Annotated in this window: 18 protein-coding genes and 1 pseudogene; 10 read left to right on the top strand and 9 right to left on the bottom strand. The window is 53.1% G+C overall.

The window, feature by feature from the left end; translation table 11 throughout:
• Positions 1 to 77 precede the first annotated feature (77 nt).
• Positions 78 to 1,115 (bottom strand): LacI family DNA-binding transcriptional regulator, encoded by a 1,038-nt coding sequence (locus C8N36_RS00170; RefSeq protein WP_217992777.1) that lies wholly within the window; start codon positions 1,113 to 1,115, stop codon positions 78 to 80.
• Between the two features lie 212 nt (positions 1,116 to 1,327).
• On the opposite strand from C8N36_RS00170, the gene C8N36_RS00165 reads away from it, so the two are divergent.
• From C8N36_RS00165 to C8N36_RS00145, 5 genes are all read left to right on the top strand, one after another.
• The gene (locus tag C8N36_RS00165; RefSeq protein ID WP_097802954.1) at positions 1,328 to 2,866 is read left to right on the top strand and encodes a sugar ABC transporter ATP-binding protein; all 1,539 of its coding nucleotides are present in this window, start codon (positions 1,328 to 1,330) and stop codon (positions 2,864 to 2,866) included.
• Entirely contained in the window at positions 2,863 to 3,882 is a 1,020-nt protein-coding gene (locus C8N36_RS00160) for an ABC transporter permease (protein ID WP_097802955.1), read from the top strand. Before C8N36_RS00165 ends, C8N36_RS00160 begins: the two co-directional genes overlap by 4 nt.
• Before the next feature lie 96 nt (positions 3,883 to 3,978).
• Complete coding sequence (locus C8N36_RS00155) at positions 3,979 to 4,935, top strand: substrate-binding domain-containing protein (protein ID WP_097802956.1); 957 nt, start codon at positions 3,979 to 3,981, stop codon at positions 4,933 to 4,935.
• Positions 4,936 to 5,027: 92 nt separating this feature from the next.
• On the top strand, positions 5,028 to 6,086 hold the full coding sequence (locus tag C8N36_RS00150) for a sugar phosphate isomerase/epimerase family protein (RefSeq protein WP_097802957.1): 1,059 nt from the start codon (positions 5,028 to 5,030) through the stop codon (positions 6,084 to 6,086).
• Position 6,087: 1 nt separating this feature from the next.
• Positions 6,088 to 7,242, top strand: a complete 1,155-nt coding sequence (locus C8N36_RS00145; protein ID WP_097802958.1) for a Gfo/Idh/MocA family protein — start codon at positions 6,088 to 6,090, stop codon at positions 7,240 to 7,242.
• A gap of 260 nt (positions 7,243 to 7,502) precedes the next feature.
• Here C8N36_RS00145 and rpsU read toward each other — a convergent pair whose 3' ends face one another.
• Positions 7,503 to 7,703 (bottom strand): 30S ribosomal protein S21, encoded by a 201-nt coding sequence (rpsU, locus tag C8N36_RS00135; protein ID WP_040700433.1) that lies wholly within the window; start codon positions 7,701 to 7,703, stop codon positions 7,503 to 7,505.
• A 909-nt stretch (positions 7,704 to 8,612) separates the two neighbouring features.
• Positions 8,613 to 9,563, bottom strand: coding sequence for an SDR family oxidoreductase (locus tag C8N36_RS00130; protein ID WP_097802960.1), 951 nt, complete (start codon positions 9,561 to 9,563; stop codon positions 8,613 to 8,615).
• 157 nt (positions 9,564 to 9,720) lie between these two features.
• On the opposite strand from C8N36_RS00130, the gene C8N36_RS00125 reads away from it, so the two are divergent.
• The gene (locus tag C8N36_RS00125; RefSeq protein ID WP_097802961.1) at positions 9,721 to 10,611 is read left to right on the top strand and encodes an AraC family transcriptional regulator; all 891 of its coding nucleotides are present in this window, start codon (positions 9,721 to 9,723) and stop codon (positions 10,609 to 10,611) included.
• Positions 10,612 to 11,208: 597 nt separating this feature from the next.
• Here the strand turns inward: C8N36_RS00125 and C8N36_RS00120 are convergent.
• The 6 genes from C8N36_RS00120 to C8N36_RS00095 form a co-directional block, all read right to left on the bottom strand.
• Entirely contained in the window at positions 11,209 to 12,165 is a 957-nt protein-coding gene (locus C8N36_RS00120) for a hypothetical protein (protein WP_097802962.1), read from the bottom strand.
• Positions 12,162 to 13,958: an ORC-CDC6 family AAA ATPase gene (locus tag C8N36_RS00115; protein ID WP_097802963.1), complete on the bottom strand. Its 1,797-nt coding sequence runs from the start codon at positions 13,956 to 13,958 to the stop codon at positions 12,162 to 12,164. The genes C8N36_RS00120 and C8N36_RS00115 overlap by 4 nt, the downstream gene beginning before the upstream one ends.
• A complete protein-coding gene (locus C8N36_RS00110) occupies positions 13,955 to 15,004 on the bottom strand; it encodes an HD domain-containing protein (RefSeq protein WP_097802964.1) in 1,050 nt (349 codons plus the stop codon). Before C8N36_RS00110 ends, C8N36_RS00115 begins: the two co-directional genes overlap by 4 nt.
• Positions 15,001 to 16,068, bottom strand: a complete 1,068-nt coding sequence (locus C8N36_RS00105) for a DNA cytosine methyltransferase (RefSeq protein WP_097802965.1) — start codon at positions 16,066 to 16,068, stop codon at positions 15,001 to 15,003. The genes C8N36_RS00110 and C8N36_RS00105 overlap by 4 nt, the downstream gene beginning before the upstream one ends.
• A 515-nt stretch (positions 16,069 to 16,583) precedes the next feature.
• On the bottom strand, positions 16,584 to 18,518 hold the full coding sequence (locus tag C8N36_RS00100) for a DUF1214 domain-containing protein (RefSeq protein WP_097802966.1): 1,935 nt from the start codon (positions 18,516 to 18,518) through the stop codon (positions 16,584 to 16,586).
• Between the two features lie 69 nt (positions 18,519 to 18,587).
• Positions 18,588 to 19,121 (bottom strand): TetR/AcrR family transcriptional regulator, encoded by a 534-nt coding sequence (locus tag C8N36_RS00095; protein ID WP_306456903.1) that lies wholly within the window; start codon positions 19,119 to 19,121, stop codon positions 18,588 to 18,590.
• 437 nt (positions 19,122 to 19,558) lie between these two features.
• Here C8N36_RS00095 and C8N36_RS00090 point away from each other — a divergent pair.
• The 4 genes and pseudogenes from C8N36_RS00090 to C8N36_RS00075 all read left to right on the top strand — a co-directional run bounded on the left by C8N36_RS00090 (position 19,559) and on the right by C8N36_RS00075 (position 24,386).
• A pseudogene (locus tag C8N36_RS00090) lies at positions 19,559 to 20,116 on the top strand (transposase).
• A 194-nt stretch (positions 20,117 to 20,310) separates the two neighbouring features.
• Entirely contained in the window at positions 20,311 to 20,808 is a 498-nt protein-coding gene (locus C8N36_RS24650) for a DUF3604 domain-containing protein (RefSeq protein ID WP_255253597.1), read from the top strand.
• The gene (locus C8N36_RS00080; RefSeq protein ID WP_110767728.1) at positions 20,784 to 22,235 is read left to right on the top strand and encodes a DUF3604 domain-containing protein; all 1,452 of its coding nucleotides are present in this window, start codon (positions 20,784 to 20,786) and stop codon (positions 22,233 to 22,235) included. The genes C8N36_RS24650 and C8N36_RS00080 overlap by 25 nt, the downstream gene beginning before the upstream one ends.
• Positions 22,236 to 22,688: 453 nt before the next feature.
• Positions 22,689 to 24,386 (top strand): amidohydrolase, encoded by a 1,698-nt coding sequence (locus tag C8N36_RS00075; protein ID WP_245910681.1) that lies wholly within the window; start codon positions 22,689 to 22,691, stop codon positions 24,384 to 24,386.
• The last annotated feature ends 426 nt before the right edge of the window (positions 24,387 to 24,812 follow it).

Below are 24,812 nucleotides of genomic sequence, written 5' to 3'. Positions count from 1 at the left end.
TGAACATGGGCTGCGTCGGAATGGAAAGCAGTTTTGTCCAAAGTTCCCTGCAATGAGACAGACCGCCACAACGGCCATTATTCCCGCGCAGGTCCGCAGCTTTCGCGCACCGTCAAGTCACCGCGAAACAACTGTTTGTCCTGAAGCGCAGGTTCGCCCGACACCATGCGGAGCAGCAAGTCCATTGCCGCGGCACCAATCAACCCGCGCGGCTGGCGCAGTGTCGTCAAAGCGGGAGAGATATAACTGGCGATCGAAGTGTCGTCGAATCCAATGACCGAAAAATCCTGCGGCACCCCATAGCCGCGCAGCCGAAGCGCGCTCATCACACCCACCGCAACATCATCATTGTAGCAAAAGAATGCCGTTGGCAGCGTGTCTTTGATGAACAAACGTTCCACCGCCGCCCGGCCACCTTCGTTGCTATGCCCGCCCTCCACCCGCCACGGAACAATCCGGCCAGAGGCTTCTTCGAGACCTTCCAGATACCCTTGGTAGCGCAAATCAGAAACAGGATCAGTGCCATCGGACCCAACATAAACGATCTTTTTGTGCCCCAGTGAAATCAAATACTCGGTGGCGACTTTGGCCGCGCCAATATCATCCACACCGACATAAGGCACCTGCGCTGCGGTAACCGGACGGCTGGCCGCAACGAGCGGCGGATAGGCAAACCCTGCGGGCTTTTCCTGCCCCGCAACGGGCAAATGTCCCGTCAGCAAGATCAAACCGTCCACCATTCCAGACGACAAGAACCGCATGTGGTTTTGCTCAAGCGCTATGGAGCCTTCGGTGTTGGCTATCAAAACCCCGTAGCCATTGGTATTCGCCGCCTTTTCCATGCCCGTCAAAAGCCCCGGAAAGTTAGGGTCCGAGATGGACGGTGTCAAAACCATAACCATCTTGGATTTCTGTGTGCGCAGGCTCTGGGCCATTGCGTTGGCTGTGTAGCCGGTTCTGGCAATGGCCGCCGTCACCTTTTTGCGGGTGCTGTCTGCAACCTTTTCCGGCTTTCGAATCGCACGGCTTACGGTGGCGATCGAAACGCCCGCCAAACGCGCCACATCTTCGATGGTGGCCGGTTTTCCGATGGGTCTATCTGGCGTATCACTCACCCGGTGCCTGCCCTTTTCGTGCTAATTCTAATTCGGCCAATCGCCGTTTAGTTCCAAGCTCTTGCCAACCCGTATAGCGGCCAGACACCCCTTGGAAAACCTTTTCATGCCCGATGTAAAGGTTTACACAAGCCATGAAAACGTTTACTCAGGTTCATTAACGGAGGCGGAAACCGCCCCAAGACGACACGACCAAGGGGAGGAGACCAAGGATGCCTGACGGGCAAACCAATAGCCATGCGCCTGTGCTATGCGCTGAGAGGATCAGCAAGAGCTTTGGTCCTGTGCCAGTTCTTTTTTCCATCACAATGGACATTCGCGCTGGCGAAGTGCACGCCTTGATCGGCGAAAATGGCGCTGGCAAATCCACCTTCATGAAAATCCTGTCGGGACTATATCCCCCCTCTTCCGGTCGCATCTTGCTGGACGGAGTTGAAACCACCCTGCCCGCAGATGGCCAAGCCGAAAGCCTCGGGATCGTTTTGATCCACCAAGAGCTTAACCTTGCCGAACAGATGACGGTTGAAGAGAATATCTTTCTCGGGCGCGAGCTGACCAAAAACGGCGTTTTGCAGCGTCAGGCTATGCATGACAGCGTCGCCAGTCTATTGGCAGAAGTCGGGCTCGATATATCGCCAACCGACCGTATCAGCGATCTTGCAATCGCCCAAAAACAGATGGTCGAGGTGGTCAAAGCCATTTCGCGTGATGCCCGTGTCCTGATTATGGACGAGCCCACCGCGGTGTTGACCGAAGCAGAAACCCAGCTGTTTTTCCGCCAGATTGAAAAGCTCAAGGCACGCGGCGTGGCCATTGTCTTCGTGTCGCACAAACTGGCCGAAGTGAAACAAATCGCCGACCGTGTCACCGTGCTGCGTGACGGACAGTGGATCGACACCAAGGCAGCCGAGACCTTAACACCCGATACGATGGCACAGATGATGGTGGGCCGGGAGCTGTCGGATTTGTACCCCCCCATGCATGAGGCCGATGTTGACGCCCCGCATGTTTTGCAAGTCACAGGCCTTTGCGCGGGTATCGTGCAAGACATGAGCTTTGACCTGCGGAAAGGTGAAATTCTGGGGTTTGCCGGCCTTATTGGCGCAGGCCGCAGTACCGTATTTGAAGCGATCTGTGGACTTGAACCCGTAGAATCCGGCGAAATCCGAGTCGACGGACATCCGGTCAAGTTCCAATCCGTGGCCGATGCCCGTGCGTTGGGGATTGCCTATCTGACCAAAGACCGCAAGGAAAAGGGGCTTTTGCTTGGGCAAAAGATGCGCCCCAATCTCACGCTCTTTGCCCTTCCGAATTTCGTCAAAAACCACTGGCTAGACACCAAAGCCGAAGATGCCGCCCTGACCCGCGCCATCCGCCGCTTTGATATTCGGGCCCGCGATCCGCAAACTCTTGTGGGCAACATGTCCGGGGGCAACCAGCAAAAACTGTTACTTGCCAAGATCATGGAAACCGATCCGCGTATTGTCATCATCGATGAACCCACACGCGGGATCGACGTGGGCACCAAACAGCAGATCTACCACTTCATCGCCGCACTGGCCGCCGAAGGGGTATCGGTTGTGGTGATCTCATCAGAGATGCCCGAACTGATCGGTATCAGCCACCGTGTGATCGTCATGCGCGAAGGCCAGATCACTGGCACGTTGACAGGCGATGACATCACCGAAACCAACATCATGCGCTATGCCGCAGGCCTGAAAGCCAAACCAGAACACGAGGGACAAGGATGAGCGCCGTGACCACAGACTATGAAAAGACCGCCAAACGGCTTAGTTTTGATCTCAAAACCGCAGGTCCCGCTGTCGCGCTGGTGATCCTCTGCGTTATCGGCTTTTTGCTGAATCCCGCCTTTTTAAGCGAAGGCAACATCACCAATTTGCTGACCCGATCTGCCTTTATCGGTATTATTGCGGTTGGCGCGACCTTTGTAATCACCGCAGGCGGTATTGATCTGTCGGTCGGGTCCATGGCAGCGGCCATCGCCGGTGTCATGATCATCACAATGAATGCAGCGATTGATACCATGGGCAGCGGTGTGGCCACTGTTCTATTGGGCTGCGGCGTATCGATCTTGCTTGGGATCGGCGCGGGCTGGGTCAACGGTGCCCTGACCACCAAAGGTAAGATCGAAGCCTTTATTGTCACGCTCGGCACCATGGGCATCTACCGGTCCTTGGTCACCTATTTTGCCGACGGCGGCACGCTTTCGTTGAACTTTGACATTCGAGGCACCTACCGCCCGGTTTATTACGACAGCTTCCTTGGCCTGCCGATCCCTGTTTGGGTGTTCATCGTGGTTGCCATTTTGGGATGGCTTTTGCTCAACCGGACCGCTTTTGGCCGCTATTGTACCGCCATCGGGTCAAACGAAGCGGTTGCCAAATATTCGGCCATCAAGGTCGACCGGATCAAGACGATGACATATGTGATCCAAGGTTTTTGCGTCTCGCTCGCGACGATCATCTATGTGCCACGCCTTGGCTCTGCCTCCTCTTCGACCGGCGTGCTTTGGGAACTCGAAGCCATCGCAGCGGTCATCATCGGTGGTACAGTTCTTAAAGGCGGATACGGGCGTATCGGTGGCACCATCCTTGGGGCATTGATCCTGACCACCATCGGCAACATCCTGAACTTTACCGACATGATTTCGAATTACCTCAATGGCACCATGCAGGGGTTGATCATCATCGTGGCGGTTTTCCTACAACGCGGCGATTGGGGAAAATCCCGAAAGTCCGAAGACTAACGAACAACCCGAATAAGGGCCCTGCCCCTTTCAGAACGACCAAGACCGGAGACACCGGACAGGGAAGGTGTGTCCATCACCATGGGAGGAGAAACCATGAAACTTAAGACCCTTAGCGCATTTGCACTGACCAGTGTTATGGCCCTAACAGGCGCAGCAGCCTGGGCCGAGGACACGATCAAAATCGGCGTCAGCTATCCAACACCAACCCATGCTTGGGCCGCTGGTATGAACTGGCACGCCGAGCAGGCCGAAAAACGGCTTGAGGCGCTGTATCCCGATATTGATCTGGTTTTGATCAACTCGCCTGATCCATCTGCGCAGGCTTCGGCCCTCGAAGACCTAGTGTCCGTTCACCAAATCGACGCGCTGGTTGTGTTGCCGTTTGAATCCGAACCGCTGACGGATCCGGTTTTGAACGTCAAAAAATCCGGTGCTTTGATCACCGTTGTGGACCGCGGTCTTAGCCAGCCGGGTATCGAAGACATCTATGTTGCGGGCAACAACCCCGAGCTGGGCCGCGTGTCTGCGGTCTATATGAAGGGTCGGCTCAAGGATGGGGACAACATCGTTGTCCTGCGCGGCATTCCAACCATCATTGATAACGAGCGTTTCGATGCCTTTATGGCAGAAATCGAAGGGTCCGGCATCAATGTGCTGGATCACAAACATGCAAACTGGAACCGCGATGACGGCTTTGAAGTCATGCAGGATTTCTTGTCGCGCTTCCCTGATATCGATGCGGTCTGGGCGCAAGATGATGACATCGCCATTGGCGTTGTCGCGGCTTTAAAACAGGCGGGCCGTGATGGCGACGGTATGTTTGTTGTCGGCGGTGCTGGCATGAAGGAAACCATCAAAGGCATCATGGAGGGCAATGAATTGGTCCCCGTTGACGTGCTGTACCCGCCATCGATGATTGCAACTGCGATGGATGTGACCGTGGCCGCATTCAAATCCAACGGTCCCGTTGCAGGCCGCTATATCCTTGGCGCAACCCTGATCACTCAGGAAAACGCAGCCAGCTTCTACTTCCCCGACTCGCCGTTCTAAGAGTTTAGGAAGCATTGGAAAGGGGCACTCCCTAGGTCATACTGATCTTCGCCCCTTTCCATCTTATTTTCTTATTTGCAGGGATCTACCACATGAAAACGATCAAAGGCCCCGCCCTGTTTCTGGCGCAGTTTGCAGGCGACGAAGCCCCCTTCAACAGCTGGGACAGCATTACAAAATGGGCTGCGGATTGCGGCTATAAGGGCGTGCAAGTCCCCAGCTGGGATGGCCGCCTGATTGATCTGGCACAGGCCGCAGCGTCCAAGGACTACTGTGATGAACTGGCCGGTGTTGCGCGTGAAAACGGCGTGGAAATCACCGAGCTTTCGACCCACCTGCAAGGGCAGCTGGTCGCCGTGCATCCCGCCTATGACGAAGGTTTTGACGGTTTCGCAGCCCCCGAAGTACGCGGTAATCCCAAAGCGCGACAAGCTTGGGCTGTGGATCAGGTCAAACAAGCCCTGACCGCCAGCCGGAACCTTGGCATCAATGCCCATGCAACTTTTTCAGGTGCCTTGGCTTGGCCTTACCTATATCCGTGGCCACAACGCCCCGCCGGTCTGATTGAGACGGCCTTTGATGAATTGGCCGCGCGATGGAAGCCGATTTTGGATCACGCCGACGAAATGGGTGTCGATGTTTGCTACGAAATCCACCCCGGCGAAGATTTGCATGACGGCGTCACCTTCGAGATGTTTTTGGAACGGGTGAACAATCATCCCCGCGCCAATATGCTGTATGACCCCAGCCATTATGTGCTGCAATGCCTTGATTATATTGACAACCTTGACATCTACAAAGACCGGATCAAAATGTTCCACGTCAAAGATGCCGAATTCAACCCAACGGGCCGCCAAGGCGTCTACAGCGGCTATCAGCCTTGGGTAGACCGCGCAGGACGCTTCCGCTCCCTTGGCGATGGTCAGGTTGACTTTGGCGCTATCTTTTCGAAATTCGCAGCGATGGATTTTGATGGCTGGGCCGTGGTTGAATGGGAATGCTGCCTGAAACATCCCGAAGACGGAGCCCGCGAAGGCGCGCAATTTGTCAAAGACCACATTATCCGTGTCACCGAAAAAGCCTTTGACGATTTTGCCGACGGGGGCAGCGACGAAGCCGCCAACCGCAGGATGCTGGGCATAGGAGACTGACATGAGTTATCAAAAACCTATCAAACTGGGCATGGTCGGCGGCGGCAACGACGCCTTTATTGGCGCGGTGCACCGCATCGCCGCGCGGCTGGATGCGCAATATGATCTGGTCGCCGGTGCACTGTCTTCGACACCGGACAAAGCCCGCGCATCCGGTGCCGCCTTGGGGTTGGACCCGGCGCGGACCTATGACGATTTCAATGCCATGGCCGTGGCCGAAGCCGCCCGCGAGGACGGAATAGATGCGGTGGCGATTGTGACGCCAAACCATATGCACTACCCCGCCGCCAAAGCGTTTTTGGAACAGGGTATCCATGTCCTGTGCGACAAGCCGATGACGTCGACACTTGAAGATGCGCAGGCGCTGCTAGAGGTCGCAGAACGCGCAGAGGCGTTGTTTGTTCTCACCCATAACTACACCGGCTACCCGATGATCCGGCAGGCCCGCGACATGATTGCCAGCGGCGATCTGGGTGATATTCGGGTTGTTCAGGTCGAATACCCCCAAGACTGGTTGACCGAAGCCTTGGAAAACACCGGCCAAAAGCAAGCTGGCTGGCGCACTGACCCTGCCCGCTCTGGCGCAGGTGGATCAATTGGCGATATCGGCACACATGCCTTCAATCTGGCCTGTTTCACAACCGGCCTAGAGGTGGAAAAGCTCTCGGCGGATTTGCACAGTTTTGTTCCCGGTCGCCAGCTGGATGACAATGCCCATATCATGCTGCGCTTTGCAGGCGGTGCACGCGGTATGCTGTGGTGCAGTCAGGTTGCACCGGGCAATGAAAACGCTTTGAAGCTGCGTATTTACGGCAGCAAAGGCGGTCTGGAATGGTCGCAAGAAGACCCCAACTATCTGTGGAGCACGCCCTTTGGTGAACCCAAACGCCTGCTGACACGTAACGGTTCTGGCGCAACCCAGAGCGCGGGACGCCTGTCGCGCATCCCCGGCGGCCACCCCGAAGGTTACCTTGAAGGGTTTGCCAACATCTACAGCGAAGCCGCACGGGCCATTCGTGCCTTTCAAGCCAACGAACCACTCCCGCAAGACATCCATTTTCCAACCGTCCGTGACGGGGTTGCAGGGATGCAGTTCATTTCGGCATGTGTGGCGTCAAATGAAGACGACAGCGCATGGGTCACCGTCCAATCCTAAAATGCCGGGCATGCCGTCTGTGGGTGTGCAAAAAATGGCAATTTCGACACCTACGCCATTCCAAAATAACGAATTTTCCCGAGATACCTTGCGGACTAGTTTCCGGGGAAATTCAGGACCAAAATATGATTTGATGCGAATGACCGGTTTGGAAAGCTTGGCTTTTCGGTCTGACCAGTTGCAGACAGCTCTTTGAAACGAAAAACCCCCGCTGCCAAAGACAACGGGGGTAAATTTTCAGCACAAAGGATTGATTTGCATCAACCTTCGCGTTCCAATTTCTTGCGTGCGAGCTTACGGGCGCGGCGAATAGCTTCAGCTTTCTGACGCGCGTTCTTCTCTGACGGTTTTTCGAAATGTTGCTTAAGCTTCATTTCGCGAAAGACGCCTTCCTTCTGGAGCTTTTTCTTTAGAACCCGAAGAGCTTGATCGACATTGTTGTCGCGAACACTAACCTGCATGTGGTTTACACCACCTTTCCAGTTTGAAGTTGCAATGAATTGCAGGAAGCCGCCTCTTAGCAAGGTCACATCACTTTGTCGAGTCCTCTGTAACCCAAAATACAGCAGGACACTCCATACGCTTGAACATGGTATTGCACAAACGCCGCCGCCATACCCACGACGTCCATCCCGTTGCGTGTCCGGTTGCCACGGCGACACGCCGAGATCCACGACGCATGTCTGCAAACCAAAAGAAGAAAGCTGCTAAAAGGCTGAATATCTCCCCGCGTCCAGCGTGATCAGATAGACCGGCTTTTCTACATGATCCATGCCCACATGGACCAAGGCGGGTCAACTGAGATCCCCCTCCTATTCCAGCGGCATTGCACCAACTTGCGAACATCGGGTTTTAACGGCCACCCAAAGACCGGTTCTGCGGGCGCAGAAAACATGGATCACTACATATCCATTGGCCGGCAAGGCATGTTTACCGACACTCACGCGCAAAAACTCCAGAGCCAGCTCCCGACCAGATGCCGCGGCCATGCGCTCAGGGTTACGACAAGTTGGCTATGGGCCTTCTGCAGCCGTCCGGCCAGTCGCATGCAGCAGTTCAATATGACGAGTTTGGGGGCCGCTCCCCCGCGCAATCGCATCTCGGCCCTGACAGCCATAGGCGGCCGCCAAAGACCCCAAGGCAATCTGTAAGAACGTTGCAGTGTAAGGAGTATTTGGGTGATTAAGGGCGTATTGGCAGTTGGTTAAATGGCTTTCTCGCACGCATCAGGTGTCGCCGCTGGCGCTTCCCAACGCCAATCAGTATCCGGCGGAGACGGTCAAGTCCGCCTATGACGCAATGACGCAACCATCTAGGGAGCATCTCAGCCGGTTCCGGTCACCCAGCCGGTGATTGCGTCTGGGGTTGGGTCATAAAGACCAATTGAACCCTGTCGCCTCTTCCGAGATCGTCCAAAGCTGCTCCATGGCAGTTTTGTCATAAGCATGTGGATGTAGGGTTCCCTTGCCAACCGGGCCAACAAACTCGGCGCGGCCTGTAGGGCCATAAAGTGCCCGTTGTTCTAGCCCACCCTCTGTCGCGCACATGACTTCGGGCCAAGAGCCTTTCTCGGCCGACTGCACCATCGGCGACAACGACATGAGCCGGAATGCGATCCGTGTCATCAGGTTTCCGCTCGAAGTGATAAGCGAGGTCCGCGACGATCCGGGGTGGCAAACATAGACTTCGACGCCAGTTTTGCCCGCCGCAGACAGCCGGTCCTGTAGTTCATAGCCGAACATCATTTGCGCCAGTTTGCTCTGCGAATAGGTCTTGTTCTGATGATAGTTTTTGTTCCAGTTCATATCGTCAAACTGGATGGTCCTGATCCCCATGTTGTAGCCAAGACTACTTACGATCACGATCCGGCCCTTGCTGGCCTCAATGCGCTCAATGAGCAGGCCCGAAAGCAGGAAGTGGCCGTAGTGGTTGGTGCCGAGCATGCTCTCAAAACCATCCACGGTCAGCTTCTGCTTGGGCACCTGGGCGATGGCGGCGTTGCACATGAGCGCGTCAATCTGCGGAACCGTCTTCAGGACCTCCGCCGCCGCATCCCGCACACTGGCCAGCGAGGCAAGGTCCATGCGGATAAAAGACACATCGGCACCGACTCCAAATTCCTGTCTCAGCTCCGCAACGGCGGTTTGTGACTTCTCGGCTGATCGGTTCAACATCACAACCCTGGCCCCCTTGGTCAGCAATGTCCGCGCCGCCTGAAATCCTGCCCCGGCATTGGCACCGGTGATCAGGTAGGTTTTGCCTTGTAGGTTGCCCAGGCGTTCCGGGGTCCAGCCGTTTGGTCCAAAAGTCTTGTCAGCCATTTTCTTACTCCTACCAGCCTTTGCCGGATGTCTGCGTTCATCTTGGCAAGGTAGATAACTCTCGCATTTTCACAAAAATAGGCGTGATCATCTTGAATACATGCCTGATAGTCTCATCTGTGTTGCAAAGCGCCAATTGTCATGCCACCTAACCATCATGAACAAGGTGCAGATCAAACAGCAAATTGAACGCTACCTCCCCGAAGCAGGTCTGGTGGAAACCCCTTTGAAGGGCGTGCAGCTCTTCCGTGTCACCGAGGCCGTGCCCTCCGTGCCTGCAGTCTACGAACCCACTGTTGTGGCCATCGTCAGCGGGGTGAAAGAAGCCATCCTCGACGGCCATCGACACGCCTATGACAGCAACCAATACATGCTTTGCCCAATGACCATGCCGGTTGAGGCGGGCACGCCTCAAGCTACGCCAGAGTGCCCGCTCATCGGTGCCATGATCGCGCTTGATCCGCGAGTCATGCGGGACCTCTCTCTCGAAATGGAGAATGCAGCCGGCACCATTCGCAGACCCGATGGCGCAGCCCTGCAGGGGTTGGCGCTGGCGCATTGGGACACGGGCTTTACGCAGGCGCTGCACAGGTTGTTGGAACTGCTTGACGCTCCGGCAGATGCAAGGATGCTTGGACAAGGGCGCCTGCGCGAACTGTATTATGCCGTCCTTAAAGGCGCGGCGGGACCCGCTGCGAAGCGCGCCTTCGGCGTTGGCAACGAGATCGCCCGAACCATCGATTACCTGTCCACCCGATTGAGCGAACCGGTCACCATCACCGACATGGCCGCGCAGGTCGGAATGAGCCGCGCCGTGTTCCATCGCCGGTTCAAAGAAGCAACGACGATGTCGCCGATCCAGTTTGTGAAGTCCATGCGGTTGAACAACGCCGCCATGAAAATTGCCGGGGGCATGAACGTGGCCGAGGCGGCCCGGAACGTGGGCTATGCAAGCTCCTCGCAATTCAGTCGGGAATTCAAACGCATGTATGGCCAGTCTCCACGACATTGGTGTCAAGACGTGCAAATCCCAGTGCACATAACGTGAGAGGGCGACGCTCAAGCCCAAACCCATGCACACCCAAGAAACATTTGCCGCGCTGAGCCAATCCACAGTCATTCAAAATGCCGCAATCAGCATCAATGCCCGCTTATGAAAGATTGCATATACGAAGGCCAATATCCGCATTGGGCCCTGCACCCAGTTTTGAATTTCCGTCGTCCAGTGTTGTGCCAACATTTTCGAAAACTGCGGTCGCTGACCCTATGTTCCAAATGCGCGCGGTGGCTAGTCCCAGTCCTTCAACAACACTCGGTCCTCGCGCAGCATGAGGTGACGCGCCAGCGAGGGCGGGTTCCGGACTTTCGCTGCATCTGCGAGGTATGACTGCATTGCCGGGCTGAGCCGACATTCAAACGGGTGTTGATGTGGGTTTATACTGAAATGTGAAAGGCAGTGATCTGTTGCCCTAGGAGCCTGTTGTGAAGGATGCGGCAATGTGTAACCAGTGTTCTGTTGTCAGCAGTTGGCCAGCGCGTGCTGCGAAACTGGACGCCTCGTTTCTACGGGTCGACAATGCGCAAATAGCAGTAGTTCTACAAGCACAGGAACGCCTACCACGCATAATATCACAACAGGGCAGCGCTACTCTTTAGAAACCAATGATCGATAAGGGATTAGCAACACCTCATCGCCTGCGGTTGAGTATTTGCCTGCATTGTAAACTTCCACTTCGGCATAGCAAAGCTGGACGGCCGGATTCTCCAAACCATAAACGCCACAGGCAAGTGTTGAGAGTTTTGTGTTCAACGGCGCTATGATGGTATTTTGATCCGGTCGACTGCTAACGATTTGTCTCAATTTAGAAATCACCGCTTGTGGACTCTTTGCCGAGAAATCAAATTCCGTTGTCACATTGTCAAAATGCCTTACAATATAGTCACGAAGTTGAAGGTTACGCTCATGGATTTCTAGAGAAACTGAATCTTCAAGTGGAACTATACCAAGTGAAATATTTGATGGTTCATAGGCATCAATGGCAGCAACGGCGCGATGGTGCTCAATACCTGCCATAATCACCAGATGAGTGCTTTGCCGCGAAATCATATCACCTGGGTAGCCGATAACGGGCCTGATTTGGCGCACATTGTTTGAAAGCCAATCGCCCATCTCTGCGGCAACCGAATACACGAAGCTGGCCTCATCCAGTAGCGCTTCTGGAAGACGCCTCATTTCTTTTAGTAGAATGAGGAGCTCTTCGCGACGGAACGTTGTTATGTCAATGATCAAAGAGATGTCATCGGGAATCTCTGCGATTGTCATAAATTGATTGGCAATCGTCCTCTGAGTTTGCAACGGATCACTGATATTGATTTCCGAAATTTGTTTCTCGCTAAGGCCCAGTTTCTTTCGAATGTGGGTAGCAAGCTTTGCCTCGTCACGGGACTTGAAGAAATGCTTGTAGACGAAGTTGCACGAAGCCAATTCATCATGCGCCGAAACGCATCGTTCCTCAAAACTGGATCGCCCCAAAAAAGCTAATGAATTACAGATGAACTTATCCGGAAGTTCAGCTTTATTTATGCGTGCTGAAACTGTCATTGAGGCTCTCCAAAGTCAATTGTGGCCTGCCCATCATCCTTTTTCGCTGGATTCAGCCGATTGCGGACAAACGACTTTGGATCTTTCAGCGCAAGTGTGAGATCTTGACACGTAACCGACAAATGCGCTGCATAACCTGAAACATCTAGACGGTAATGTGGTCCGAGCCGACGCGATAGAATGTACCTCGGTCGCCGACCACCCAAGGTGTTTTTTGACGCAAGGTCGGTTTTCTGCAAATAGCCTAAGCGCACTCCAAGGTGAAGTATTTCGGACAGTTCGCGGTTAGGGTCGTCATTCAAAGCAAACGAGAATACGCGCTGCTCGCTGGCAGTCTTATCTAGCAATCGCTCTCTACAGAAAGCGCCGATAGCATCGAGCAAATTCCCTAGCATCTCGTAGTTTTCTTTGCTGTGCCCCATACTTTGAAGTGAACTTCTTGAGTTTTCTCCGGCCGTTCCGCCGGGATCAACATTCAGCTTTTCTCGGAACTCTTTGGACCAAATAGCTATTTCGGAATCTTGAACACTCACTGGGATTTCGGTCACCTTGTCGGATCCATCGACTTGATCTATTCCGCTCTGGACAGCCGAATACATCTGTGAGGCTGGCTGCAAAAACCATCTAACCACGCCTGAGGACAAGTCAGTCAACGATTGCAACCCTGCGTAGCTGAAAGTGTGAGCCGATTTTGTTGCGGCAGCTTCTCTCATGAGAGCAGGTATAGCATATCTCTGCGCCAAGTCCTTACTTCTCGAGGGACCGTCACCCTTCAAGGCGATATATGGCTCAGCTCGACCTTGGCGCAAATCCTCCAATATTTCATCTCTTCGGGTTTGTTGGGCACGATCCTTTGGAAAAAAGTCATCGGGTGATCGTTCGATGCCTGCATTTTTAAGCCGTTTGGCTACAATCGCTTCTATGCGCTTCGCGAAGTTGCCCTTGTTCGAGGTATAAACGCTTCCAATGTTGATCTCAGAGAAATCATGTGGGCTTTCAATAATACGTCCATCCATCGTCTTGAATGTCTTGTATGCGAGCTGTGTAGTGACCTTGAAACACGCGAGCTTAGCAACTCGGGCCGACACCCAACTATTCAGAACTCTCTGCAAGTCTTCCGGTAGATTGTCAGCATCGTCCACCATGAAGCAAACAGGACCGTCTTTGACGCTACCCTCAGCTATCAATGCGCGTACAAACAGAAGTAGAAAATCACTTAAACCTGTCAGCGCCCCGTTGTATACGTCGCTATCACCGACCTCTGGCAACCGAACATAATACTGTCGAACTCTACGGGTCTCCCGTTCGCAAAACCGAGATGCATCTTCAAAGCTGTTCCAAGCCTCAATCGCTTCTGAGTCATTACCACCACCACAATCTTCCCAAAGTCCACTAAACTCCGCCTTGGACGACTCAGTTAACTCAACACAATTTTCAAATAGGGCATCACAAAGATATTGGGCTGCGTGAACCGTCAACAAGTGCTCACCAACGGTCGTTGCTTTCCAACCTTCCAACCGCAAAAACTCTGGATTCCCGAAGAATTCTCTTTTGATTGGTATGTGGATAGCAAAAAATGGAAGCTGCTCTCGATTTTCAGCCGTTATCAGTAGTTGAACTTGCCGTTCAAGGCTCCGCAACATTATGCTTTTTCCAGCACCTCTGGGGCCATGAATAAAGAGGTTCATCGGCTCCTTCAGGCTAGGAAAATCCGTGTACATTTCAACGAAATTATCTGCGATGTTTTGCGGGGTCAAATCTTCGGGCGGCTTGACGCTGAATGGGTTACTCATTTTGAATCTCCTCCAAACTGGGCCCTGTACTCGGTTGCTATGGACTTGCCATCAATTTTACTGCGTCGAAAGGACTCCAGATCGTTTGAGGTTGGATAACCGTCTTCCATCAACTCAAAGTAAATCGCACGCCATTCGTCATGGTCCTTTAGCAACTCAACGTTCACTCGGATACCGTCATAAGTAGCAAAACCTCTTAGGTATCGGTCACAGTATCTACGCTCAAGTTCAGTCTTTTCGACGCGCCGCGAAATGTAATCTAGAAGAAACATTTCGTCACCTTTTTCATCTTTACCGAACAGAATGCAGTTCTCATCCCCAACCGCAAAATCCAATGATATCCAACGGCCCTTGTAGTCAACGCTAACCGAAATCGTCGAGCAAAACAGATTAGGAAACCTTGAGCCTTCTTCATCTCGTCGATTTGCTCGACGCACATTTTCTGCTAATTCATCTGCTAACCGCAATGTCGCAGCAAGCAATCTTGGTTTCACGGTGATGTGCTCAACGCCGTCACGAATGGGTAATTCACCGATGGTATCTGGGCTGCCTGCGGTGGTTTTACCGCCATGTGCCCTTGCGATCTTGGAAATCAGACTAATTTCTTTCGTATCAAGCCTATTGCCTGCAACATGCTGTAGCACGCGACGCGCCCGATTGGCATGACCATTTCGGCCATCAATGTTACCGGCGTCGTGAATTAAACAGGCCACCAACAGCACAAAAACCTCATAGGGTTTAAGCCTATTCATCGCAGGTTCAACAGCGTCACTATTTGCGCCTAATACCTGTCCAGCTTTTCTTATCACATCGTCGACATGCCCGAGATCGTGTCGAGTGTAAGCTCCACCACCTGAGTCTTTGGTCAACGCCCCATCGATATCTCGATAGTAGTCCCTCTGGAGTTGAGATTTTATACTTGAGTACAGTTCGAACCGATTATCACCAGTATAGGGGAATTCATTGTGAGCATTCTCAAGCTGTACAAGCTCCTTAAGCCTAACTTCCAAAGGACTGTCGAGGTTGATATCTAATCCATCACTCATACTGGTCGGCTCGCTAACATCTGATCAAAAATCTCATTAAAAACAGTCTCCGCCATCAAGGGGGGCACTGCGTTTCCAACTTGTTGTTGTTGCTGTCCTATTGACCCTGAAAATGTGTAGGTATCGGGAAAGGATTGGATGCGTGCCGCCTCTCTGACCGAAAGCCCGCGATCTTGCGATGGATGAATAAGCATATTTTTCCGGAAATTCCCTAACACAATTGAAGGTTCCGAAGGATCTAGGCGCTTATAGATGCCAGTATGGCATCGCGTGGCATCCTTATACGAACCCATCAGTTCAGGTGGAATATTTGACCAATTTCCACCTGGAGGAATGTGCGCGTATCGCTCAACAATATGGTCAGCGTTTTTTGTGACCAAATGACCAGTGCAGGTTGTTTTTTCACCTCGAAGTTTCTGTGCGTATTCGGAGTTTGCCATTCGCCCGTACGGCAGCAGATCATCCAAGTTTCCAACCTTCAACTCAGGTAGGTCTCCTATTGCATCGTCGACCGTTATTGAACTTTCGCGCCCCAGATTGTTTGATATGTTGATTGCCTTAGATTTGCATCCCACACAGAAAAAGCGATTTCGACGTTGCGGTACGCCAGAGCGAGTGGCGTCGAGCACGGAGTAAGATACTTTGTAACCTAGCTGCTCAAGGCGACTGACCAATTCACCAAGAAAATAGCCTGTTGAAGTGTGTACAATTCCCGCAACATTCTCAAAAACAACGATTTCCGGATTCAGCACGCGAACGAAACGCAAAAACTCTTCGAAGAGCCAGTTGTTGTCGTTTTCCTTTCCACGAGTCCGCTGGTTGGAGGTGGAGAACCCTTGGCATGGTGGCCCTCCAAACAAGATCAAGCTTTCCGACGGCAAACCAAGCGCAGCGGGGTCGACGGCTCTGATATCGTCGCACAACAATCTAACATTTGGATGGTTGGACCGGTATGTGCTGGCAGCAGCAGGAGCCTTCTCAACTGCGACAGCAACTTTGAGGCCCGCGTTTTCCGCTCCTAAAGACAGTCCACCCGCACCTGCAAAGATCTCGACTCCGATCAAACTGAATCCCCCAATTTATTCAAAACGATTACATCTCAGTGCAACCGAAAGCAACGTTGAAAACTAGCAGTTCACCCGGCGCCAACCAACGCAATATGATCGCTAAAAACGGACGTCGGCCTAGCGTGATATGTTGGAACTAAACTTCGCATTGTGTGAATTCGACCATCGCACGTTTTGCAACTGTAGCGAAGGTCCGGTTCGACGGGCCGCACCGCAACATCACCGAGGGTGGGTGAAAGTCCGCAAAGGGCCGACAGTTGCCGTCCGGGGCAGCCAGTCAAACCGCCCCTAGGGTATAGTTTTGGCAAGAAACAGACACTGCACTGCCGCGCGGCCTCTTTGATCTCAATGGCGCGCAATCTAATTCTGGACCTACTGACACAAATCAAATTGATCCATGGGTTTGAATGAACCGCATTACTGAAACGCAGCTTTTTGATTGCAGGTCTCTATTATGCATCGAGGTTCTGCGTTGGATGGGGGGCACCTGCGAATGCCCCCCATCCAGTTTCTTAGGGGGCTCTGACGAGCTCCACACGTCGGTTAAGGGCACGCCCATCATCGGTCTCGTTGCTTGCAATAGGGGCAAGGAAGCTCGCACCTGCTGCAAACAGGCGCAGGCTGTCGATACCATAGGTGTTGATAAGGTCAGCAACGACGGCATCAGCCCGTCGTTTGGACAGGTCAAGATTGGTGTCGTAGCCACCGACGTTGTCAGTGTGACCTACGACGGCAACTTTGAGATCTGGCAGCTCCTTCATCATTTCGGCAATTGCCGACAGAGTTCCTTCCGACCCGGGCAAAATTGAAGTGGAACCGGTATCAAACTGGACACCATAAACCGCCACGCGCCCGTCCACTGTTATGCGCAGTGTAATATCCTCAGCGGTTTCTGCGTTCGCGGAATCTACTGACGAAGCAAAGTCAACAAGTTCAATGTCTCCCGGGCGCCACGTTTGATCGAACCAGGGTTCTAGCGGGCCATAGAGACGGAAGATTGTATTCCACCCTTTTCCTGGGACTGTTTGAACCCAATTGCTGTCTTTGCCTTCAGGTGCCTCAGGCGCAAAGTAGATGTCATAAGACCCGTCCTCATTTTGAACGACATCACTATCGTTGCTCCCAATGGCCGGAAACTGCGCGTCAGTCTGGAGCATTGAGCGCGTCTGGTTGTCGTAAAGCGTAAATGACCAGAAGTCTTCGGCAGGTACGTCAGCTGGTACATTGACTTTGTAAGTTTTCGCACCATCCAGGGGGGTGCCGTTGGAATCTACATAAGTGAAAGCGTATTGGGACCCTTTTCCAACAGCTTTAAGCGCCATGGCCGGAGTAACTCCGGTCGCGTAAAAGTGGAACGCCGCACGAATATCTTGAACGGTCACTCCATCCAGTTCCCAAGTATATGCACCGCCGGGAAACGCTGTTTGCCAATAACTTTCGCCCGGGTACCAATAGAACCGTTCGTCGTTGGGTTTGGAGATAATCGTCTTGACCGTCACCGATCCCGCCTTAGCAGCAGCTTCCAAGATAGCTTGCATTCTTTCATCGGGTTCAAATGGTTGGCCTTTCACGATACCAATTGCCGCGAGATGGCCAAGCAATTCAGGATTTTCACCCATCAATGGTTCGGATTGCACCACATCATTGATTTCACTAAATATCTCCGCATCCATTCGGTGGATTGTATTCATCTCCTGTCCTGATGCATTTACGAAATTCATTTCAGGTGGATTGTCCTTCTGAGATAGCGGATACATGCGGAACAGTTCTTTGGTCTGACTGATGGCCAAATCGGTTGTTCCATCCTTTTGATAACCGCGCCATATTACCCAATTGCCGTTCGTGTTCGTGCGCGCCACGTGATACCCGTCAGGGACTTCGCCTTCATAGCCTGGCGGCAGAACCAGAAACTTACCGCCCTGCCCCTCGTCAGGCCCCAGATTACCAAAGTCGATAACGTACTTGAACCAGTGGTCATTTATGAACCCCAGCACGTTCGGAGGAGTTTCGATCACCATTGGTTCGTCGCCCAGTTGAAGCCACGAGAACATATAGACGCTGGTTGTATTGGCGGTCAGAAACAGCGCCTTGGCGTCCATCAATCCTTCAAACAAGACCGCAGTCGTGTTTGCGGGCCCGAACTCAAGAATGCCCTTGCGTATGGCATCCATTGAAGCGATTTTAGTGCCGTCCAAAAACGCCTGATAAGCATGGGTGAAGTCGAGTAGGTTATAAACCTTCTGGGCGGACTCAACATCCGGCACGCCATCAAAAAAGTTCAATTCGCCAACTCGTGTTTGAATGTTGTCAGGCGTCGTAATTCCTTCGGGGATTTCGGTCGTCATCATCATCTTTGGCACTTCTTGGGCCGAAGATGGTGATAGCCACATTCCTCCGATTATAGCGGCAAAGCAGGCAGTACCTGTCAGTCGGTTTCTGAGTTTCATAAATCTCTCTCCCCCTAGTTTGGATCGTGCTTCGTTGCTGCTGGATCGCAGCTGCCAATTGTCGATTGTTTAAGAGTTTTCCGCGCTTCCATTGCTCTTGAAACCGTCCAAGGTCTGCGTATCGAACGGATTAAGTGTGGCTAGCCAAATGTGCGATATTGCGGAAAAAACGCTCTCTTTCTCTGCTTTTGGATGTGAACCAAACGCGCGAATCAAAAAACCCGCATCCATTCGGTTCAATGCGCGAGCCACAAGAAGAGGGTCAAACTCAGGAGTGAAACCTTCGGCTTGATCCCGTGAAATGCGTGCTGAAACAACCTCGTCAAATGAACTCAAGAAAGTTTCCCAGACGTGTTCCAGTCTTGCGTCGCTTGGCGCAGCATCTGAGACAGCCTTTAGGATAGTCCCGTGTTCATACCCAACATCGACAAGTGACCTTAGGCTGTTTTGCAAACCCGATACTGCATCGCCCTCGTTTGAAAGCCATGCTTGCGCCCCTTCGACAATACCACCCTTCACCTCGTCCAAAAGCGTTTCCAACAATCCATGAAGATCATTGAAGTATAGGTAGAAGGTTGCGCGGCTGTATTTTGTTGCAGCCATAAGGCCGCCAACGGTCAATTCTCGAAACGGACGAGATTCAAGAAATTGGCTTCCGGCGTCAAGTATCGCCGACCGGGTAAGCGCGGCCTTGCCTGGCTCCATGCGACGCGAGGGCCGACCGGACGGAGAAGCGTGCTTCGTGATTTCTGACATTCTGTTAGAACAACTGACAATACGTCATGAATCCAGTAAAATCCACGTTTCGCGCATTTCTTCGACGCATACACAGGCGCGCATTTCGATTTGCAAAAAATTTCGCAACTCGGATAGCTACCCAAAAGCAATGACTGCCTGCAGTCACCCGACACGCAAATTGAGCCCCCCGATCAGGTGCACTCCAGGCCGAAAATCGAATAACTGCTGCTTATTTGGCGACTGCAACGCGGGCACCCTTCGTCGAGCACAAGGAATGTCCGCTGCTCTTTTGCACAAATACCGTGAGGGATTCATGTCGTGAATCCAGTGTGCTAGCTGAATCGCATGAGCCCCCCCAGAGCTACAAGACCAGAAACTGGCCGGCCTACAATGAAGCGCTCAAGCGGCGGGTCTGGCGCAAGATCCATCTTGGGGTCGACGGGCAAACATTGGAAGTCCGAGCCGTTGAAACCACCGGAAACCAAATCGGTGTTTCACCTGTCCTGCCTGACCTGCTCAACCAAACCCCGACCGAAAAAGAGATTGCAAGCGTCACAGCAAACGGTGCCTATGATACCCGAAAGTGCCATGACGCCATAGCCGACCATGGCGCGAACGCCGTCATTCCACCCGTCAAAAACGCCAAGCCGTGGAAGGCTATCTCTGCGGGTGCTGTGGCAAGAAACGAAGATGCACTGTAGAAACTGCTGGGACAGCGCCCCATGGCACGAGACTTTGACCGGCGGGTCGTGGAGGTCCAGATCCGCATCGCCGTCATGAACGGTTGCACCGCGCGAGGCATCAGAGGGTTTGCGCAACTGAGGCGAGCCAAAGTGTTCTTCCTTTTGCAATTTTGTTAGCCATTTTGATTGGCATCCCAGCCCGAATTTGGACGCTATGAGTGCAAAATTCATGCATGTGGAATTTGGAAAGGATGCAGTTTTCTAGGAATGGAATCGTCAGAGGAAGATATCAGAGGTTGAGGTGCCTGTTTTTCCATGACAAATTCGTTACTAATTAATTTGAACTTTCAAACCAATTTGGAGCCTAGAATATGTCAGTCTCAGCACATTCAACCATGGTTCGTATCTTGTTTACCAGTTGCGCGTTCGTTGCGCCGTCTCAGGCCTTTTCGCAAGAGTTAGGGGATCTCGGATCGGTTCCGACAGAAGAGATCGAATACTCCCCGTTTATCAACGACGACTTTCCAAATCAGGTTTTTTTCGGTGACACCCATTTGCACACGGCCTATTCAGCGGATGCTGGACTGGTTGGCGCGATTTTGACGCCAGTTGATGCATATAGGTTTGCGAAGGGCGAAGAAGTCATGTCGTCCAATGGCGTGCCTGCCCGTTTACAGCAGCCTTTGGATTGGCTGGTGGTGACCGATCATGCGGAAAACCTGGGCCTGCCAATTGCCCTTGAGGAAGACAGCCCGATTCTTCGGGCAAACGATTGGGGTCGAAAATCAGCGAGATTTACGCGCCGCGCACGGATGAATCCCGAGCGCTGGCGTATGACACATGGATGCAAGATGCGCTTAACATCGTGACCGACCCGCTGGAGGGGACAGGGTTTAGCGAAGCAATGTGGCCGCGCATCACTCAAGCGGCAAAGGACCATAACCAGCCCGGCGTGTTTACCGCAATGATTGGCTTTGAATGGACATCCGGCCCCAATGGAAACAACTTGCATCGCAATGTGATTTTCCGCGATGGCAAAGCACAGGCAGACCAAATTATTCCGCTAAGTGCCTACGATACGGAAGACCCCGAGAAGCTTTGGGATTGGCTTGAAAACTATGAAGCCCTTACTGGGGGGCGCGTATTGGCGATCCCGCACAACGGAAATCTATCAAACGGGCTGATGTTTGATGATGTCACCATGTCGGGCAAACCGATTGACCGCGCCTACGCCGAGCGCCGTCAAAGGTGGGAGCCGATCTATGAAATTACACAGATCAAAGGCGATGGGGAAACGCACCCGCTTTTATCCCCTCGCGATGAATTCGCTGACTATGGCACATGGGACAAGGGCAGCTTCGGACCCGAGCCTAAAACCGAAGACATGCTCCCCAGAGAATACGCTCGGAGCGCTTGGAAGCGCGGCTTAACTTATGAAGACGACTTTGGCGTGAACCCTTTTAAGTTTGGCGTTCTGGGATCAACAGACTCTCACACCGGGCTGTCAACGGCTGAGGAAAGCAACTTTTTTGGGAAGGTTTCCCTCGTGGAGCCTAGTTCGAATCCGCACCGTTTCGAAGAACGCATTACCGGCCGTTTCACCCCAGATGACCCCACAGATGATCTGGTTCATGCTGATGGTTTGGCCTCCGGCCTTGCGGCGGTTTGGGCACGCGAAAACACCCGAGAGTCCATTTGGGATGCGTTGATGCGCAAAGAAGTTTTCGCGACAACAGGCACCAGAATACGTGTGCGTGTTTTCGCGGGTTTTGATTTTGTGGAACCAGATTTGACCCGTTCAGATTTTGCAAAATACGGTTACGAAAAAGGTGTGCCGATGGGCGGCGACTTAACCTCAGGGGCCAATGCAACCGCGCCCAAACTGTTGGTGCGGGCAGTGCGTGATCCCAATGGGGCAAACCTTGATCGCATTCAAATCGTTAAAGGCTGGATGACCGAGAGTGGTGCTCTCAATGAACAGGTTTACGATGTGGCGTGGTCGGACGATCGCACTCCAGATTCTGACAATAAATTGCCCCCTGTTGGCAACACCGTTGACGTTGACACAGCAACCTACAGAAATTCAATCGGTGCACCGTTTTTAGAAGCCTTCTGGGAGGATCCAGATTTTGAGGCAAGCCAGCGCGCCTTTTATTATGTGCGCGTTCTCGAAATCCCAACGCCCCGTTGGACAACTTTTGATGCGCTTGTATTCGGCGTTGATCGGCCAAATCACCTTGAGGCATGGGAGCAAGAGCGCGCTTATTCTTCGCCGATCTGGGTTACTCCTGAATAAAGTATAAGGCTGTTTCGGGGCGCTAAGCCGAGCTTACCGCCCCTTTGGTTTTCAACGACCCATCGATGGGGAAATGCTGGGCACAGGTTTCCCAATCCCACGTTCGACCCTCCGCCCAGCGCTTTTCATAGGCGAAGGACTGCAAAGCGACGTAAACAGCCGTTCACGTCGCGGCATTTTCGGTCGCATCAACCATGCAAAACCTTTCCCTGAGGCCCTATTTCTGCAAATATTATTGATATCATCAGCCACCTTCCGGCCGGCAATTCTAAACACTTGGAGAGAGACATGGCAAAACATGAACTTTACGGCTGCCCCTGTTGCAGCGGTACTTTCAGCGGAATCTTTCAAGTCAATGACAACGTGCGAAACTTAAAGAAGCAAGCCGCAAGCGGGAATGGATGGTCATGCAATTGGGGCATCGACTGGGCCAGTCTTGGACGGAGGGACTTCTTGAAAACGGGTGGGGCTGCTGCAGGTCTTGCAGCCCTGATGGCGACTGAGGGCAATGCACAAACGCAGACAGTTGCAACAGTCACCACCGTCTTCACCAACGGCACTATTTTGACGGTAAATGGCGACTTTTCCGAAGCCGAGGCCATTGCCATTCGTGGCAACCTGATATTGGCTGTGGGAACTGACAGCGAGGTTCGCGCCCTTGCTGGAGACGAGGCTAGAATTGTTGATCTTGGCGGAAAAGTGGTCCTACCCGGGTTCATCGATGCACATACGCATGTGATTACAGGTTCGGTGGTCGACGCCACAATGGAATATGTGGGCATGGCCCGCTATACGTCGGTGGACGCTGTGCTTGAGCAAATTGCAATGCGCGTGGCGGAAACGCCTGCTGGCGAGTGGCTGGTCTTCCGCAACTTCGACCCAGCGGTGCAAGACGGTGCTGATGCCCTGACATTCGACGATCTTGATCCGATCTCGACCGAGCATCCGATTTTCGTTCTAAACGCTTCAGGTCATCTCGCCTACGCAAACTCAAAGGCGTTCGAAGTGTCCAGTATCGCAAATGATGTTGAAGACCCACCGGGCGGCGAATTTGTGCGTGATGCCGACGGCAATCTGAACGGAGTTATAAAAAACAACGTCGCCTTTCTGCGGATTGCCGAAAACTATCCTGCCATGAAGGAAGCAGATCCGGTTGGCGGACTCTTGGGGCTTCTTGAAAAATGGTCAGAGTTTGGCTTGACCACAGTGTCCGAACTCAGCCTCGGCGCTTTGGCGCAATCCCCCGCCGATGCACAGGTCATGGTGGCAGCTGCGCAGTCCGGCCGCATGAAGGCCCGGATCCGCGCCTATCCCTTTTATACGATTGGCGCTGAAACGTGGGACGAGGCCAATGTGAAGCCGGGCGACGGAAATGCACTGGCACGCATATCGGGTTACAAGTTGGTTGCCGACGGCTCTAACCAAGGCTTCACCGGCCTTCAGCGCGAACCCTATCTCGACAGTGACAACTTGGGCATTGCCTATATGGAACCTGAGGCATTGACCGCTGCTGCATTGGAACGCGCCCAAAAGGGCTGGCACCTTGCGATCCATGGGAATGGGGATGCCGCAATCGACAACATCCTCGACACTTGCCAAGCGCTGTTTGATGCGGGAATTGACATGTCACGTGTACGGCCCAGGATCGAGCATTGCTCGATCTTGCATGACGAACAGATCGCGCGAATGCGCGACCTTGGAGTCTCGGCCAGCTTCCTGATTGGTCACGTCCATTACTGGGGCATCGCGATGCGCGACGAGGTATTCGGAGAAGAAAAAGCTCAGCTTCTGGACCGCTGCCGCAGCGTTCAACAAGCTGGTGTCGGATTCACGTTGCACTCCGATTTCATGGTCACCGATCCGGTGCCACTCCATATGATCGAAATGGCCGTGACCCGCCGCACATGGAAGGAACCGGACTATGTTCTGGCACCTCAGGAAACAATTTCGGTCGAAGCTGCAATCCGGGCGGTGACCTCGGAGGCCGCTTGGCAGCTCTTCTCCGACCACGAGATTGGAAGCCTAGAACCCGGAAAGCTTGCGGATATGGTCATATTGGACAAAGACCCGCGCGAGGTTGCACCCGACCAGATCAAAAACGTTCGGGTTGTCGAGACGTGGATGGACGGTCGACAGGTTTACGCAACTTAGAAAACACATGTTTTCGGCGCACAGCTGGCCTTGGGGCTTGTCGCAACATGGGTGTTCAGGTCACGATGGCCGTGAATGGCGAGGCCCCTCATCAACCTGAGGTGGCGACCGCGCAGGTACAGCGAAGCCCCTGTGTGGATGGCTCCTGCATAGCAAGGCATTGTCGAGCTGATTTGTGTATTTGTCAGATGCGGTCACGTGTCCGGCCCGATCCGCCCTACCCTCCCCTTAGCTGCCAGTCACCCGCACTGTTCCAGTAAGACAAATGAGTTTCGAAGTATCCGGCTTTGGCTTTCACCTTGCGCCTCCGAATAGAGTTTTCGAAATTTCACTTTTTTCTATGCTTGGGTGTCAGCAGAAAAAACCGCCATTCACTCCGCCATACGCAATGGCGAAACCCAGGCCTGAAGGAAACGCCGAGAAAAT

It is taken from the genome of Pelagimonas varians, assembly GCF_003208435.1.
GTDB classification, from domain to species: Bacteria; Pseudomonadota; Alphaproteobacteria; order Rhodobacterales; family Rhodobacteraceae; genus Pelagimonas; species Pelagimonas varians.
Note: the sequence above shows the minus strand (reverse complement) of the source record. Positions and strands in the feature narration are given on the sequence as shown.